This window comes from Natronoarchaeum sp. GCM10025321 (genome assembly GCF_042663585.1).
Taxonomy (GTDB): Archaea; Halobacteriota; Halobacteria; order Halobacteriales; family Natronoarchaeaceae; genus Natranaeroarchaeum.
Genome location: NZ_JBHTAN010000006.1, coordinates 100,607 through 116,680 on the forward strand (window position 1 = coordinate 100,607; position 16,074 = coordinate 116,680).

Consider the following 16,074-nt stretch of genomic DNA (forward strand, 5'->3'; position numbering starts at 1 on the left):
CGGCCCGCATCGTCCCCATCCGAGAGCAAGGAATATGTGCCCGGAGAGACACCCTCCGGAAGATGGACGAGGACGCCTCGACACCTGAAACGGATGGAGACCCGTCGACTCGCCACCTGTCGCCGTCCGAGCGGATCGAAGAGGTCGCAAGCGTCGTCAGCCACGACCTCCAGAACCCGCTCACGATCGCGGGCGGCTATCTCGCCCGCGCTCGGAGTGACGGCGACGACGAGTCCTTCGAGCACGTCGAGGACGCGCTCGACGAGATCCGCGCGATCAGTGACGATGTCGTCGACCTCGCACGACTCGGCCAGCCAGTTCAGGAGACTCGACCGACCGATTTCGGCGCAGTCGTCGACTCGTGCTGGCGCGAGTGCTCCCCAGGGGCCGGTGAACTCGTCATCGACGAAGCCGACCCGATCGAATCTGACCGGAACCGGGTCCGTAGCTTGCTCGAACGATTGTTCGACAACGCGGTCCGCCACGGCCCCGCGGACGCCACAGTCTCCGCCGGCACTACCGAGGAGGGCTTTTTTGTCGCCGACGACGGCCCCGGCGTTCCCGATGGCGAGTACGACGCAGTTATCGAGGCGGGCTACTCGACGGTCCAGCAGCGGCCCGGACTGGGACTCACGATTGCCCGCGCCATCGCTGAGGCTCACGGCTGGTCGCTTTCGCTGTCCGAAAGTGCGGGGGGAGGACTTCGGGTCGATATCACCGGCGTCGACCATGTCAGCCAGCAGACACTGCGCGATGATGTGCGGACATAGATCGGTGGGCGCGTAGAGGTGCGAGACGCTCTCTCCCCGCTCGTGTATCGGGTGTTCTCCCCGAATCGTGCCATGGCATGGCACAGCGAAGGCTTTTATTCGCTGTCACCTAACGAGGCGGTATGAGCCCGGACCGGGCCGTGCTCGAACGGGCAATAGAGCGCGGCGAGCGGGAAGGCGGCAGCGTCGAATTCAAAGAGCGGTTGAACCGCGAACTCCATCTGGTCGACGGCCGGCGAGAGAGTCTGGCCGCACAACTTCGACACCGCGTCCTGTCGGGAGACGGCGAGGCGACCTACGTCGTCGGCGTCACCGACGACGGCGGACTCGCGGGAATCTCGCCCGACGAGTTCTCCGAGACGATGGATGTGCTCTCACTGCTGGCTGAGGAGGCCAGCGCACACATCGACGAGGTCCAGACGTGGGGTATCGAGCCAAGCGGCGACGCCGACACCGGTCTCGTCGGCGTCGCGACGATCAGCGAGGGGGCCATCCTCGACACCGACGACAGCCATATCGTCGTCGGGACGGCGGGCCACGTCGACCACGGCAAAAGCACGCTCGTCGGATCGCTCGTGACGGGGCAGGCCGACGACGGCGAGGGGGGAACGCGAAGCTATCTCGACGTTCAGCCCCACGAGGTCGAGCGGGGTCTCTCGGCGGACCTCTCCTACGGCGTCTACGGCTTCGACGAGGAGGGGCCGGTGCGGATGGACAACCCCAACCGGAAGACAGACCGGGCGCGGATCGTCGAGGAGTCCGAGCGGCTGGTCTCCTTCGTCGACACGGTGGGCCACGAGCCATGGCTCCGAACGACGATTCGCGGGCTCGTCGGCCAGAAACTCGATTACGGCCTGCTTACCGTCGCGGCCGACGACGGCCCGACGAAGACGACACGCGAGCATCTCGGCGTCCTGCTGGCGACCGAACTGCCGACCATGGTCGCCATCACGAAGGCCGATATCGTCTCCGACGAGCGCCTGGCCGAGGTCGAACGCGAGGTCGAGCGGATGCTCCGGGACGTCGACCGGAGCCCGCTCAGGGTCGAGCGCCACGGCATCGACGCCGCCATCACCGAGATCAGCGAGACTGTCGTTCCGGTCGTCACGACGAGCGCGGTGACCAAACACGGCATCGACACGCTCGACGAACTGTTCGAGCGGCTTCCGAAGACCGCCGGCGAGGACGGCGATTTCCGGATGTATATCGACCGCACCTACAGCGTCACCGGCGTCGGCGCGGTCGCCTCCGGGACGATCATGTCCGGCACCGTCGAGGCTGGCGACGAACTCCTGCTCGGCCCGATGGGTGACGGAAGTTTTCGCGAGGTGGAGGTCCGCTCTATCGAGATGCACTACCATCGCGTCGACGAGGCCAAAGCGGGCCGGATCGTCGGCATCGCGCTCAAGGGCGTCGAGGAACGCGAGATCGAGCGCGGGATGGCCCTGTTGCCACGGGAGAGCAATCCCGACCCGATCCGGGAGTTCTCCGCCGAGGTGATGGTGCTCAATCACCCAACGAGCATCGACGACGGCTACGAACCGGTCGTCCACGTCGAGACGATCAGCGAGGCCGCCGTGTTCCACCCCGACGGCGGCACGCTTCTGCCAGGCGATACCGGCACCGCACGCATCCGGTTCAAGTTCCGGCCGTACCTGATCGAAGAGGGCCAGCGCTTCGTGTTCCGTGAGGGACGAAGCAAAGGTGTCGGCACCGTGACGGACGTCAAGCCGGAACAATAGAACGCTCCCATCGCGGGCGAGAACGCGACAAGAGCAGCGCGAATCTGGAGTCAGGCCGCGGCGAGCGACCCGAACTTGTCCGCGGCGGTTCGGGTTCCCTTCGCGATCAGTACGTCACCTGCCTCCAGGGTCTCTTCTGCATCCGCGACGAGCAGCCACCCCTCGTCCGGCCGTCTGATCGCGATGACGCTCATCGTCACGTCGGTATCCGGGACGCCCTCGGTGATCTGCGTCCCCGCGAGCGCGCTCCCCGGTTCGACCGTGACCCGGGCGAGAATCTCGTCGCTCTCCTGCATCGCCGCCTCGACGACCGGATGGACGTCGATATCGCGGCGGACGCCCTCACTGATCTCCAGCGCGGCGTCGCTGATCACCTCGGTACTGATACCCAGTCGGATCAGTCCGCGAAGCGATACCGGGTCCTCGGCGTCTTTCGCGGCCCGGAGCGTCCACGCCTCGAAGCGGGACTGCAAGGCGTCGACCTCGATCTCCAGATTGTGGACCTCCTCGGCCAGTTCGGCGTTGTCGAACAGGATACTGCCGTAGGCCAGATCGACCGCCAGTTCGCTCAGGTTCTTCATGTGGATGATCGATCCGACGGCGCGTTCGAGGTCGTCGACCTCCGGTTCTTCGAGTGCTGGCTGGCTGTACGTCTCGCCGGTCGCGATCTCGTAGACGTCCTCGATCGACTGTGCGGGTCCGCGCATGATCACCACGTCGCCGGCCTCGATAGTCGTCGTCGGGCCGGGGCTCATGTTCCAGTCATCTCCGCGGCGGATCGCGATCACACGAACGCCGGTCCTGGACTCCAGATCGATCCCGTTGAGCGTCCGATCGACGTACTCGGAGTCGGCATCGACGGTCCCGCGCACGAGCGTCTCGACGGCCTCGGGCAGCGCTGCACGCATCGCTTCCGGGAGCCCCATCTCTTCGAGGACGATCTTTGCGATGTCGCCCGTCGCATTGCTGATCTTCTCGGCACCGCTGACCACGCCCATCACCGGCGCGAGCATCTCCGTGTCCCTCGGGTTGCGCGCGGCCATCATCAGGCTCATCCGCGCACGCATCTTGAGCACGTCCATCTTCTCTTCGAGTTTCAAAACCTCGGCGGCGATGTCCTGGCTCTGGTGGAGCACGGCGGAGTACGAGAGGTCGATGAGCAGTTCCGACGTGTCTTTCATCTCGACGAGCACGTCCTTGACGCTCACCGGTTCGTACTTGATCGATTGCGACGAGACGTCGCCCTCGTTCGGTCCCATAGATTGCGCTACTCGGCCTGCCAGTAAAGAGTTTGTTACGCTTGCGTGGTACTCGTCGCTATACAGTTTTATGAAGGTACGGCCAGCGTCTAGGAACAATGCCGGGCCAGGAAACGGCGGTCGATGTATACAAACAATCACTGCCCGTAATCCTCGTCAGTCTCGTCGCCGGACTCTTTGCGGGGACGATTCTCGGGACGGATGCGATGCGCGAGGGAATCGCGAGCGTGCCCGGACTGTTGTTACTGCTCCCAGCCTTTCTGGCCACCCGCGGCGGCGTGTACGGCTCGCTCGGCGCGCGCCTCTCCAGTGGGCTTCATCAGGGGCTCATCGAGCCGTATTTCACGCGCGACAAACGTGTCACGAACGCGATTGTGGCCTCCTTCGTCAACGGAATGACCGTTTCGCTGTTCATCGCCGTCATCGCCTTCCTCGTCCTCATGATGCTGGGGCGATCCGGGAGCCTCATCGAACTCGTCGGGATCATGCTGATCGCCGGCTTTCTCAGCGCGGTCACGATGCTTGGCGTACTCCTGACAGTCATCTTCGTCGGCTATCGGCGCGGACTCGACCCCGACAACGTGATCGGTCCCGTGGTGACGACGGTTGGTGACGTCTTCGGCGTCCTCTTCTTGCTGGTCGGCGTCTATCTAATGAGGCTGATACTGTGAGTTCGCCCGACACGGAGTCCGCAGACCGCTCCGAACCAGTGTTGCCCGAGGGGTGGATGATCGGACACATCATCCGGACGATGCTGCCGTTGCTTGCCATCCTGTCGATCCTCCAGATGGTGTCGGGGACGGTTCTCGAGACGTTCGAGGAACAGTTACTCACGACGCCCTCCCTGCTGATCCTGGTCCCGGTCACCATCGGGACGGCGGGCAATCTCGGCTCGATCATGTGCTCGCGGCTCTCGACGGAGCTTCATCTGGGGACGTTGGAGTTCACGCCCGACAACCCTGCGATCCGGTCGAACGTGGGTGCAGTGATGGGACTTGCCGCGACAGTGTTCGTCGTCCTCGGCCTGAGCGCCTGGGCTATCGGGCAGTTGCTCGGCGGCACGCTAGCGCTCTGGAAGGTGATGTTCATCTCGGTGACGAGCGGGATGTTGCTCGCCGTCTTCGTGGTCGTCGTCAGTATCGCTGCGGTGTATAGCTCGTTCAGACTCGGCTACGACCCCGACGACACTACGATTCCGGTCGTCACGAACGTCTCCGACATTACCGGCGTGCTGATCCTGTTTAGCGTCGTCTCGCTCGTTCTGTGATCCCCCTCGTCACCGGGCGTACGCTCCGTCGACGCGCTCGACCAGTTCGAACAGTCGCGCCCATTCGAGGAGCCGTTCGGTCCGGTTGCGCCAGACTGCCCGCCAGTCCTCGTGACGCCGTCGCTCCCACGCCGGGACCGTCCCCTGCACGCGCTCGAAGACGGTATCGACGGAGAGGGGTTCGTCGGCGGCCTCCACGGCGGCGAGCACGTCGTCCGCGCCGACGACACGCTCGCGGAACCGGCGCCCGAGTTCGTTCGTGCTGACGTCCTCGCGGGTTCGCCGGTAGCCCCGGTCGCTCCGGTCGACGAGCGAAAGCGCTCGTAAGAAGACGAGCCAGGTCCGCCCGGCATTGCGGTCTGCGAGGCCGAGACCACGGCGGAGTCGGGCACAGCAGTCGTCGCTATCGCTCGGGACGAGCGGGACCGCGCTTCGCGCCTCGGAGAGGCGGTCGAGCGATGCTGGGGTCGGTGGGACCGGCTTGAACCGGGCGTCCCCAGACATGGCTACAGCCCGAAGCTCTCGGCCAGCAGTTCCTCGTTAGTCTCGCCGTAGACCGTCGTCGAACCGCCTAGCACGTCCACAGTCACCTGTGCGGGTGCGAAGACGCCGTCCTCGACCTCGTAGAAGTCCCAGTCGACCTCCTCGAAGATCTGGGCGAACGGCTTGTCGTACTCGTCAGTTGCCGTCGAGGCGATATCGCCGAAGCGGTCGAACTCCTCGCGGACGGTAAGATGGACCTGCCCGCCGTAGGCCAGCGCGTCGTTGGTGCGCGCCATCGCGGCCTGTTCGTCCTCCGCGATGGGGGCGACCGGTGCGCTCGCGCTGACCGAGACGATATCCAGCGGATCGTAGCCGAGTTCCGAGAGCCGGAACGCGGCGAGTTCGGCGGCCCGGGCGGCCATCGTCACGCTGCCCGCGATGCTGGCGCTCGGGAACACCGGCAGGAAGACGCCGCTTGGCTCGACGTCGGCCATGTCGGCCACCTGCTCGGCGACGCTCTCGTCCGGTAGCTGATCGCTTTCGAGCGCCAGCACCGTCAGATCGAAGGCGTCGTGATAGCCGACGCGGCTGAACTCCTCTTCCTCGCCGACGAGCGCACGGGCCGGGCCGCTCCCGAGTCCCTCGAAGCTCTCCGTCGTCACTTCCCAGCCTGCCTTCTGCGAGCACAGGAGGGCAAGAGCGGGATGGTCGGTCGCCAGTTCTACGTGGGGGATCGGTGCGCCGCCGACCTCGTCCATGCGGGTCTGGACGGTTGCCAGCCCGGCCGTCTGGATCTCCGCAAGCAAGAGGCCGGACTCGATGCCGCCGTCGAAATCGACGCCGAAATCGAGGACGGTGGCCTCGTTCTCCAGTTCGTGGGCACCGATATCGAGTTCCTCGGCGAAGTCGAGGGCCTCGTCGACCAACTCGATCGCCATTCTGTTGAGACTCTCCATGCCGCCTCGTTGTTCGTCCTCGGTTTTACCTGTTGGTATCGCCCGTGGGGGCTTCCATGGCAACCGCGGTGGGGCCTCGTTGGTCTCGTTACGAAACGACTTCGTAGCCCGCGCTCTCGATGGCGGCCGTCAGGTCGTCGTCGGCGACGTCCCCGCCGAGCGTGACCGTTACGATGTTCCCCTCGTGATCCGCGGCGACGCTCTCGACGCCGTCGAGATCCGTCAGCGCGTCGGATACGTTCTCTTCACAGCCACCACATGACATTCCCTCGACGTCGAACTCTCGTCGTGACATGGCCGGGGGTAGGGGGCGGGGTGTTGAATCGTTTTCCATCTCTCACTCCCCGCCTTTCGCCTCCCGGCCGAGTTCCGACTCGACGGCGTCGACCTTGTCGGCGGCGCTGGTCTCCGCGGTCCGCTTGTCGTCGATTTTGAGCACCGTGCTCACACGGTCGCCGTCGACCGCTTCGTGGGCGGCCTGTGCGGCGTCGAACAGTTCGCCGATATCTTCTGTTTCGATGACGGTCCCCATCGGATTCGTCTCGTAGGTGACGTCGAACTCGTCCAGCGCGTCGACGGCCTTCGCGACTTCACTCGCCATGCTCTCCTCGATTACCGGTGCTACCGACAGCAGTGCAACGACAGTCATGATCGAACTGTGGGCGGCGTCGAGTAAAACTCTCGTGTCTTGGGGGTCCGTGGTCCCGGATCGCTCTCACGATCCGCTCACTGGAACCGCGATATGTTTTCGTTGGTGACCACCTATTTGCCACGCGAGTCAGTATTTGTACACCATGCCCGTTTCGCCCACACAGATCGTCCTCCTGCTTGCGCTCGGGGCCGCGCTCGGTTTCGTCTGGTACTACGAGGGGCGTGGTCGCTGGCGGTCTCGGTTCGACGACCGGTTTCTCTACGGTATTCCGTGGGGGACTCTCGTCACGATTACTGTCGTCGTCTTGTTTTACCTGCTGGCACAGGGCGGCGTACGGAACTGGTCCGAACCAGTCACGCTCCCCTTCGTCACGTGGTCCTATTTCTACCCGACTGGCCTCTTGACCTCCGGGATCGCACACGGGTCGCCCCAGCATCTCGCCTCGAACATGGCCGGAACGCTCGCGTTCGCCCCCATCGTGGAGTACGCGTGGAGCCACTACCCGCCTGGCGACGCCGAGTCGACTGGGCAGGAGAGTCGCTCCGACAGTTCGGGTGGCCTGCTGGCCCGTCCCTGGATACGCGCCGTCGTCGTCTTTCCGCTGCTCCTGTTCGGCATCGCGTTCGTCACGGCGCTGTTCTCGTTCGGTCCGGGCCTCGGCTTCTCCGGGGCGGTGTTCGCGCTGCTCGGCTTCGCTGTCGTAACGTACCCACTTTCGACTGTGGTCGCGGTCGTCGTTGGTACCGTGTTCGGGACGCTGTACAACGCGCTGAGCGAGCCGGTCGTCCGAGAGGTCGTCGAGACGGGGACGCCAGCGCCGCCCGCGTGGGCGGGAATCGCGTTTCAGGCCCACCTGCTCGGATTTCTGCTCGGCGTGGCACTGGGGATCGGCCTGCTGTGGCGTCGCGGCTGGCGACCGACGACCCAGCGGGTGTTCTTCGCGACGCTTCTCGTGGGGATAGCCCAGTCGCTGTGGTTGCTCGCCTCGCCTGGCGGGGACGACGTCTTCTTCCTCTACCGGGGCGCTGGCGTCGTGTTCGTGTTGCTGTTGACGATACTGGTCACGGTCGCTGTCACTGGAAGCGACCGACCGCTTCCAAGCGTGCTCGGCCGGTTCGACCGCGTGCCGACCCGCCGGCAGTTGGCCGCCCTCTGGCTCGGACTGGTGGTGCTCGGCGGCGTGTTTATCGCGGGCGGGGCGGTCGTTACGGGGCAACCGCTCGCCATCTCCGTCGTGCCGATAGCGTTGCTCACGACGCTGCTGGCGCTACCTGCAATCCCGCCACTGGCTCCCGACCGCTGGGTGACCAGCCCGGTGTCGCGGCGTCGGACGGCGGTCGTCGGGCTACTGGTGCTGACACTGCTCGTTGCACTCCCCAGTCTGCCGATCAGCCTGGTTACCCTCGGCGACGACCCGGTTCCGGGGTCCGGTGGAGTCGAGGTCGGCGACTATACCGTCACCTACGAGGAGAACGCGACAAGCGCGCAGCGACCCGCGATCGATCTGGGCGGTGACGACCTGCTTGCCAGCCAGCAGACGGGGGTGATCGTCGTGAGCGAGACGCGCCAACTCTGGACGATCGGCGTCAGGGAGGAGGTCCTCGAGTTCGAGGGCAACAATACGGCGGTCGTCGGAGGGATCGGCTGGCGGGAGACCGTCCACGCCGAGCGAACCGGCTGGGATGTCGTGGGCAACGACACCGCCTATGTCGTCGATCTGGAACTGGATGGCGAGACGACACGGTCGTTCGTATCCGATCCGGTGCAGGCCGAGGCGCGGATCGACGGCCGAACGCTCGCGCTGGTCCCCACCGACGACGCGTTTCTGGTCCGCGTGAGCGAGGACGGTTCCCGGATCGGCGAGACTCCGGTTCCGTCGGTCGGTGAGACGGCCTCGGTCGGGGAGCTACAGTTCTCGACCGAGCGATCCAGCGACGGCGTTCGTGTGCTCGCCGAAACCGCCGATACCCGGCTTATGATCGCGGAGCACGAACAGTACTCCTAAGCCAGTCAGCCGTCAGTGAGATACCGACGGATGGTGCCCAGAAGCGTCGACTGTGCTGATTCCGCTTCTCTCTCTCGGTCTCGTGTCAGTTGTCGGTTCTTCTCGGACAGGCGGCGCTCGTACTGCTCGATGACGTGTTGCAAGCGGCGGTCCTTTCGTTGGAGTTCGGCTTCGAGTACCGTGATTTTGCGTGCGGTATCTCCCTGTCGATCAGTGCCTTGGTCCTCCGAGTGCTGGTTCGCGGTCGGTCGGTGACCCGAGCGCTCCGTCCGACGCTCTTCGGGCCCCTCGTCCTCGTGTAACCGGTTCCAGCGCCACTCGTTTGGGCCACTGATACTTTCCGCCGGACGATCATATGACATGACTTACCATACCATGGGAGTGGAAGATCATAAGCTCTCGTCAGACGAATGTCATGCCTCAAGTGGTGGTAGATACACGGTGTCGAGAGTGCGGATCGGTGGCCACTGGTGCCAAGCTTTAGAAGTCTTAGCCCCCTGAACCGATACGATGGGAGAGCTCGATAGCGACGCCGTCTCCGGGGTGTACGACGAGTTACAGGAGTCACACGAGCAGATGTGGGACCAGCAGGGCCACCGGAGCCTCCACTACGGCTACCACGACGACGACCACGACGAGCCCGCGACAGCGGTCGAGAACACGACCCGAATCCTCGCCACGCTGGCGGAGATCGGTCCCGACGACCGCATTTTAAATATCGGCTGCGGGGCCGGCGCGGAATCGATCTGGATCGCCGCCAACCGCGGGGCATCTGTGGTCGGGATCGACGTCAACGACGGGCTACTAGACGCCGCATGGGAGTACGCGCGCGAAAGCGGCGTCGCCGAGTCGGTGACGTTCCGGAACGATGACTTTCACGAGCTATCGACCGTCGATGACGACTCCATCGACGTGGTCTGGGGCCTCGAAGCGCTCTGTCACGCGCGAGACGACGCGGCCGTCCTCGATGCAGTGGCCCGGGTTCTCACGCCGGGGGGACGACTCGTCGTCGGCGACCTGTTCCAGCGTCCACGCGACCTCGACGAGGACGAAGCCAGCCGTCTGGCACGCGTCGACGACGGCTTTGGCGTCGAGGTGACCCGGATCGACGCGCTCGAAACCGGCCTTGACGGGGCGGGCTTCGAGAACGTCTCGGTTCGGGACGTCACCGACGCCGTCGTCCCGTCGGTTCGCAGACGAGGGATCACGGGGCTGGTAAACTATCCGATCCACCGGCTCCGCGGTCTCTTTGGCGGGTCGAACGACCGGCAGCAGGCGCTGTATCGGGCGTCATACGACGTCTACAGGCTTGTCGGGGGCGGCGCGCTGGGCTACTACATAATCACGGCTAAGGCCTGATTACCTGCCGATCGGCCGGGATTTCACCGATGGATTAGACGGAATCTAAACTTATTGAGTAGCAACACTTTTAGTTTAGCCCCATCTAATCCTGCTTGATGACGGAGACTCACGCGAAGAGGCTGTCGCGACGAAAGGCACTGGCCCTCGGTGGCAGTGCGCTTTCGCTCGGTCTTGCAGGCTGTGCGACCGATACGCGGGGGGCCTCACACGACGGCCCTATCGCAGTCGCTTCGTTCTTTACCTTCTACGATTTTGCTCGCCAGGTCGCCGAGGGGACGCCGATCCTCGTCAAAAACCTGATTCCGACGGGGCTCCACGGCCACGGCTGGGAGCCCGACCCCTCGATTCAGGTCGACATCATTACTGCGGACGCGTTCATCAACGTGGGCCCCGGCTTCCAGCCGTGGGCCGACCGGGCGATCAAAACTGCCCGTGACGACCGGGCCGAGACCGAGTTCGTCAACGTCCGGAAGGGGATCGACCTCCTTGACCTCGCCGACTCCGTCGGAGAAGAAGAAGAGATCGGACGAGGGAAAGACCCGCACTTCTGGCTCGACCCCGAACGCGCCAAGGAATCGGTCGACAACATCCGGGACGGCCTCGAACGGATCGCACCGGACGAAGCAGCGGTGCTGGCAGAGAACGCCGAGGCGGTCAAGGCCGAACTCGATGTCCTCGACGACGAGTGGCGTTCGCTGGTCGATGCCGCCCAGCGCGACGTAACCTTCCTCGCGGCGCACAACGCCTTCGAGTACGTCGGGGACCGCTACGGGGTCACGCTCCAGCCGCTCGTTACGAACCTCGCCGCAAACAACGACGTGCGACCGGCTGACATGCAGCGAGCACAGGATACGATCGCAGATAACGACATCCGCCACATCGGCGCGGCGGTGTTCGAGCCCCGGCGGCCCGCCGAGCAGCTACTGGCCGAGACGTCGGTCGAGAGCTACTATCCGGTCACCCCATACGCCGGCATAACGGAGCGGTGGGCAGAGCGGGGCTGGGGCTACTTCGATATCGCCCGACAGATAAACATGCAGACGTTCGGCCGCCTCCTCGATGCGCAGGAGCCATCGGAGGCGTTCGAAGCGGAGTGGCGGAATTTTGAGTAACAGAGCTACCAATGACAGACATCTACGTCGATGACGTTTCCTTCGGATACACAGCCGCACCGGTCGTCGAGAACATTTCGTTCGGCGTCGACTCCGGCGAATACGTCGGTATCGTCGGCCCAAACGGCTCCGGAAAGAGCACGCTTTTGCAGCTGATTCTGGGCCTGCACGAGCCGGATGCCGGCAGTATCGAGCTACTCGATCACCCGGCAGAGGCCTTCGCCGACCGCGAGCGGATCGGCTACGTCGCACAGGACGTCACCGAGAACACCAAGGAGATGCCGATTACCGTCGCCGAGGTCGTTCTCATGGGGCGGTTCCCACACGCCGGCTTTGGACGCATCACCTCGGCCGACCGCGAGAGAGCCCAGGAGGCACTCCGGACGGTCGACATCGAACACCTCGCGGACCGACGCATCACGAAACTCTCCGGCGGCCAGCGCCAGCGCGCCTACATCGCCCGTGCGCTCGCCGGGGAGGCCGAGTTGCTCGTCCTCGACGAGCCGACTGTCGGCGTCGACGCCGAGTCCGTCGAGGAGTTCTTCGAGCTTCTGGGCGAACTCAACGACGAGGGCATGACGATTCTGCTCGTCGAACACGATATCGGGGCCGTCCTCGAGCACACGGAGCGCGTCCTCTGTCTCAACCGCGAACTCTACTTCGACGGCCCTCCCGTCGAGTTCGCCGAGAGCGACGCGCTGGACCGTGCCTACGGTACCAACATCCGTCGTGACAAGGAGGTGACGGTCGCGTGAGTGTCGCGTCCTCGCCGTCGGTCGGGGTCTTCGGAGTCCCATACGACGCCTTGCTCTGGGTCCTCGAACGCTGGAGCGACCTGCTGTCGGTTCTCGGAGAGCAGTTCGGCATCGAGATGCTCCGGTACGGCTTCATGCACCGCGCGTTTCTCGTCGGCATCCTCATCGCAGTGATGGCCCCCCTGATCGGGACCTTTCTCGTCCACCGCCAGCTTGCGCTGATCGGCGACGCGCTTGCCCACACCGCCTTCGCGGGCGTCGCTGTCGGGCTGTTCGTCAACTCAGTCTTCGGGACTGGGATCTCCCCCTATCTCTCGGCGGTCGTCATCGCGATGCTCGCCGCGCTCGCCATCGAACTGATCTCCGAGGTGACCGACGCATACAACGATGTCTCGATGGCTATCGTCCTCTCGACCGGGTTCGCGCTGGGGGCGGTGCTGATCAGCCTCAACGCGGGCGGGCTTGCCGTCGGTATCAACCAGTATCTCTTCGGGAACCTCTCGACGGTGACGAACGAGAACGCCGTCCTCCTGCTGACTTTGTTTGCCGTCATCGCGCTCGTCGTCGGTGTCACCTACAAACAGCTCCTCTACGTCACTTTCGACGAGACGGCCGCCCGCGTCGCGGGCATCAACGTTCCCTGGTACAACCGTGTCATGTCGATGCTCACCGCGATGGTCGTCGTCGGCGCGATGCAGATCATGGGCGTCATCCTCGTCGCCGCGATGCTCGTCGTCCCGGTCGCCGGTGCGGCACAGATCGCCCGCAGCTTCCGCGAGGCGCTGCTCGCGTCGGTCATCCTGGCCGAACTCGCGGTCATCCTCGGAATCACGCTCTCGTTCCAGTACGCGACGACTGCCGGCGGGACTATCGTGCTCGTCGCCGTCGCTATCTACATCGCCGCCGTCCTGTTCGGGAAAGTCCAATCCAGCGAGGATCCCGTCACGGAAACGGGTGCAGTCGTCGACGAGCAGTCCGCAGACTGAGTCTCACGCCGAACCGTGATCGCCCGGAGCGGACACGAACCCGTGCGGATCCGCCGTTTTGCCGACTTTCAGCAATAGTTATACGTTAGAACTATCAAAATCAGGTAATATGGCCCCCTCCACCCCGTTCGTCGACCCGCAGACAAGCGAGCTAGATACGACGCAGATCATCACCGAATCGATACTGCTCGCCAAACTCATCGGGTTCTTCGTCGCGATTGCGCTCGTCCCGTTCCTGGTGGCGATACTGCTAGGCGGTCAGGGTGGGATCGGACTGCTGTTCGTTCTGGCGAGTCAGTTCGTTCTCGCAATCGGCTCCGGTATCGTTCTGATGTACGTCATCTCCCGTGCGATTCGGTTCAGCACGGAGTGACGCCATACGCACAGGTCGCGACCACCAACTCCACGAAACGCTCGATCAGCAAAGGGATCTAGGCCCGAGAGGCCGGCGTCTGTTCGGCAAACGACGGATCGGCGTCTGGCCGCATGGCGTCTGATGGCCGCGGTGCGGTGACAGTCACGCGACGCCCCAGATGGCGTTGATTCCGAGGACGGTGACGACGGTCAACAGCAACTGGAGCGGGCCGCCCACGCGCATGAAGTCGGTAAAGCGATAGCCGCCGGGGCCGTACACCATCAGGTTCGTCTGGTAGCCAACCGGCGTCATGAACGCCGTCGATGCGGCGAACGTCACCGCAAGCGCGAACGCGAACGGATTCGCGCCGACTGCGACCGCGATGTCGACGGCGACGGGGATCATCAACACGACTGAGGCGTTGTTGCTGACGACGTTCGTGAGCACGGCGGTCAGGAGATACAGGACGCCGAGCAGGAGCAGTAGGTCGAGGCCGCCAGCGATCCCGACGACGTGGCCTGCGAGGAACGCGGCACCGCCGGTCGCTTCCATCGCGATCCCGAGCGGGATGAGCCCCGCCAGCAGGAAGATGACGTTCCAGTCGACGGCGTCGTACATTTCCGACGGGCGCAGACAGCCCGTCGCCACCATCGCTACGACGCCGCCAAGCGCCGAGACGGCGATTGGTGCCAGTCCCGCACCGGCGAGTCCGACGACGAGCGCGACGATCCCCAGCGCGATCGGTAGCTTCGATCTGCGGTACTCGGGAACGTAGAACTCCCCTGCGACCACGAAGTTGCGATCGTTGGCGAACTGCTGGAACGTGTCGGCGCTCGCCTGTACCAGCAGGGTGTCGCCGCCACGGAGGTGCCGCTCGTCCATCCGGGCGTGGATCATCTGCCCGCCACGTCGGATCGCGAGCACAGTGGCGTTGTACCGCTGTCGGAAGTTCAGCGTCTCGAAGGTTTCGCCGATCAGCGACGAATCGGGCGTGATCACTACCTCCGCGAGCTGCTGGGACTCGACCTCCTCTCGCTCCTCGCCCTCCACGGCGAGGGTCTCGTCGTCTACCGCGACGTCGGCATCCGGGGCAAGCCCCAGCCCCTGGGTCTCGATCAATGAGACGAGGCTCTCCCTGTCGGTCCGCAGAACGAGCACGTCGCCACTTCTGATCTCCTTGTGTGCCAGCGGCTCGGTAAACGCCTGCTTGTTGCGGATGAACTGGACGATATCGGCATCGACGTCGACCGCCCGTAGACACTCGTCGACGGTCTGACCGATAAACTGCGAGTCCTCCTCGACGACGACTTCGGTCAGGTACTCTGCCATCTCGAAGTCCTCGGTGAGTTCCTCGGAGACCAGCACGCGTTCGGGCGTCAGGCGCACCCCCACAGTTAACAGATAGACGCAACCGACGATCAGCACGATCACCCCCAGTGTCGTGAACTCGAACATCGAGAACGCCTCGTACTCCGCGCCCATGCTGTCGTAGATATCGCTCGCCAGCAAGTTCGTCGACGTTCCCACCAGCGTCAACATCCCACCCATCATCGCGGCAAAGGAGATCGGCATCAGCAGTTTCGAGGGCGAGACGCCAGTCCGGTCGGACAGTTCGGAGACCATCGGAATCATCACGGCCACGACCGGCGTGTTGTTGATGAACCCGGCCGTCCCGCCCGATAGTCCGAGGACTGCAACCAGCTGTTTGAACGAGCTGTTACCGTATCTATCGGCGATCTCTCTGCCGATGACGCTGATCAACCCGGTCCGGCGAATCCCCTCGCTGAGGACGAACATCCCGAGAACGGCGATCGTCGCGCTGCTGGAAAAGCCCGACAGCCCCTGCGCGAGGTCGACGCCGGTCCACGGTTCGAGGACGATCAGCGCGACCATCACCCCGATCGCCGTGACATCGATCGGAACCGGTTCCCAGACGAAGAGAACGAGCGCGAGTGCGATGATCCCGAAGACGACCAGCATGTCCACCGACAGTGGCGGTGGGGCCACCGCAGGGATAGCGACGCCACCGGAAACAGCTAGGACCGAGAGTGCGCTGACGCCCATATCGGGCATGTAGGTGGCGCACGCAAAAACATTCCCTCTCCTCTGCGGTTAGTCACCAGTATACTCCGCTAATTATGGGAGCGTATCCTCTCAACCGTTCGTCCCACCTGCTGTTCGTGGCTCCCGATACCGCACGCACTCGCGGGTATTGCTTCGAAAGGAGTGCGTCGGCGGGGAGTTCACTGAGCGAAACGATCTGAACGTCGGTCGGCAGTAGCCGACCGGGATTTGAACTCGCTTCACTCCTCTCGTCTGCTCAAATCCCCGATTACGCATACACCGATTTTACGAATCGCGGCGCGATGA

General features: G+C 64.2%; 17 protein-coding genes. 10 read left to right on the forward strand and 7 right to left on the reverse strand.

The features are described 5' to 3' along the window. Nucleotides 1-62: 62 nt before the first annotated feature. Together ACFQL3_RS03155 and ACFQL3_RS03160 are read left to right on the forward strand one after the other, a co-directional pair. Nucleotides 63-770, forward strand: coding sequence for a sensor histidine kinase (locus ACFQL3_RS03155; RefSeq protein ID WP_377051309.1), 708 nt, complete (start codon nt 63-65; stop codon nt 768-770). 122 nt (nt 771-892) lie between these two features. Then, a complete protein-coding gene (locus tag ACFQL3_RS03160; RefSeq protein ID WP_377051311.1) occupies nt 893-2,512 on the forward strand; it encodes a GTPBP1 family GTP-binding protein in 1,620 nt (539 codons plus the stop codon). Between the two features lie 50 nt (nt 2,513-2,562). Here ACFQL3_RS03160 and ACFQL3_RS03165 read toward each other — a convergent pair whose 3' ends face one another. Next, nucleotides 2,563-3,771: a potassium channel family protein gene (locus ACFQL3_RS03165; protein WP_377051313.1), complete on the reverse strand. Its 1,209-nt coding sequence runs from the start codon at nt 3,769-3,771 to the stop codon at nt 2,563-2,565. Nucleotides 3,772-3,869: 98 nt separating this feature from the next. On the opposite strand from ACFQL3_RS03165, the gene ACFQL3_RS03170 reads away from it, so the two are divergent. Both ACFQL3_RS03170 and ACFQL3_RS03175 read left to right on the forward strand, forming a co-directional pair. Then, complete coding sequence (locus ACFQL3_RS03170) at nt 3,870-4,442, forward strand: magnesium transporter (protein ID WP_377051315.1); 573 nt, start codon at nt 3,870-3,872, stop codon at nt 4,440-4,442. Between the two features lie 56 nt (nt 4,443-4,498). Then, nucleotides 4,499-5,038 carry a magnesium transporter gene (locus tag ACFQL3_RS03175; RefSeq protein WP_377056999.1) on the forward strand — a complete coding sequence of 180 codons (540 nt, stop codon included), beginning with the start codon at nt 4,499-4,501 and terminating at the stop codon, nt 5,036-5,038. A 9-nt stretch (nt 5,039-5,047) separates the two neighbouring features. Here ACFQL3_RS03175 and ACFQL3_RS03180 read toward each other — a convergent pair whose 3' ends face one another. The 4 genes from ACFQL3_RS03180 to ACFQL3_RS03195 form a co-directional block, all read right to left on the reverse strand. Next, nucleotides 5,048-5,542, reverse strand: coding sequence for a hypothetical protein (locus ACFQL3_RS03180; RefSeq protein WP_377051317.1), 495 nt, complete (start codon nt 5,540-5,542; stop codon nt 5,048-5,050). A 2-nt stretch (nt 5,543-5,544) separates the two neighbouring features. Further along, a complete protein-coding gene (gene mch, locus ACFQL3_RS03185) occupies nt 5,545-6,477 on the reverse strand; it encodes a methenyltetrahydromethanopterin cyclohydrolase (RefSeq protein ID WP_377051319.1) in 933 nt (310 codons plus the stop codon). Between the two features lie 88 nt (nt 6,478-6,565). After that, nucleotides 6,566-6,772: a heavy-metal-associated domain-containing protein gene (locus ACFQL3_RS03190; RefSeq protein ID WP_377051321.1), complete on the reverse strand. Its 207-nt coding sequence runs from the start codon at nt 6,770-6,772 to the stop codon at nt 6,566-6,568. A 42-nt stretch (nt 6,773-6,814) separates the two neighbouring features. Next, a complete protein-coding gene (locus ACFQL3_RS03195; RefSeq protein WP_377051323.1) occupies nt 6,815-7,126 on the reverse strand; it encodes an MTH1187 family thiamine-binding protein in 312 nt (103 codons plus the stop codon). A 145-nt stretch (nt 7,127-7,271) separates the two neighbouring features. Here ACFQL3_RS03195 and ACFQL3_RS03200 point away from each other — a divergent pair, with 145 nt between their 5' ends. Further along, the gene (locus ACFQL3_RS03200) at nt 7,272-9,134 is read left to right on the forward strand and encodes a rhomboid family intramembrane serine protease (protein ID WP_377051325.1); all 1,863 of its coding nucleotides are present in this window, start codon (nt 7,272-7,274) and stop codon (nt 9,132-9,134) included. A gap of 5 nt (nt 9,135-9,139) precedes the next feature. On the opposite strand, the gene ACFQL3_RS03205 is transcribed toward ACFQL3_RS03200, so the two are convergent. Next, the gene (locus ACFQL3_RS03205) at nt 9,140-9,496 is read right to left on the reverse strand and encodes a hypothetical protein (protein WP_377051327.1); all 357 of its coding nucleotides are present in this window, start codon (nt 9,494-9,496) and stop codon (nt 9,140-9,142) included. A 148-nt stretch (nt 9,497-9,644) separates the two neighbouring features. Here ACFQL3_RS03205 and ACFQL3_RS03210 point away from each other — a divergent pair, with 148 nt between their 5' ends. The 5 genes from ACFQL3_RS03210 to ACFQL3_RS03230 all read left to right on the forward strand — a co-directional run bounded on the left by ACFQL3_RS03210 (nt 9,645) and on the right by ACFQL3_RS03230 (nt 13,722). After that, nucleotides 9,645-10,493: an SAM-dependent methyltransferase gene (locus tag ACFQL3_RS03210; RefSeq protein WP_377051329.1), complete on the forward strand. Its 849-nt coding sequence runs from the start codon at nt 9,645-9,647 to the stop codon at nt 10,491-10,493. Between the two features lie 98 nt (nt 10,494-10,591). Beyond that, on the forward strand, nt 10,592-11,608 hold the full coding sequence (locus ACFQL3_RS03215) for a metal ABC transporter substrate-binding protein (protein ID WP_377051331.1): 1,017 nt from the start codon (nt 10,592-10,594) through the stop codon (nt 11,606-11,608). Between the two features lie 11 nt (nt 11,609-11,619). Continuing rightward, nucleotides 11,620-12,363 (forward strand): metal ABC transporter ATP-binding protein, encoded by a 744-nt coding sequence (locus ACFQL3_RS03220; protein ID WP_377051333.1) that lies wholly within the window; start codon nt 11,620-11,622, stop codon nt 12,361-12,363. Further along, on the forward strand, nt 12,360-13,349 hold the full coding sequence (locus tag ACFQL3_RS03225) for a metal ABC transporter permease (RefSeq protein ID WP_377051335.1): 990 nt from the start codon (nt 12,360-12,362) through the stop codon (nt 13,347-13,349). The genes ACFQL3_RS03220 and ACFQL3_RS03225 overlap by 4 nt, the downstream gene beginning before the upstream one ends. A 109-nt stretch (nt 13,350-13,458) precedes the next feature. Further along, nucleotides 13,459-13,722, forward strand: coding sequence for a hypothetical protein (locus ACFQL3_RS03230; RefSeq protein WP_377051337.1), 264 nt, complete (start codon nt 13,459-13,461; stop codon nt 13,720-13,722). Between the two features lie 144 nt (nt 13,723-13,866). Here the strand turns inward: ACFQL3_RS03230 and ACFQL3_RS03235 are convergent, their stop codons facing one another. Next, nucleotides 13,867-15,720, reverse strand: coding sequence for an SLC13 family permease (locus ACFQL3_RS03235; RefSeq protein ID WP_417587602.1), 1,854 nt, complete (start codon nt 15,718-15,720; stop codon nt 13,867-13,869). Nucleotides 15,721-16,074: the final 354 nt, after the last annotated feature.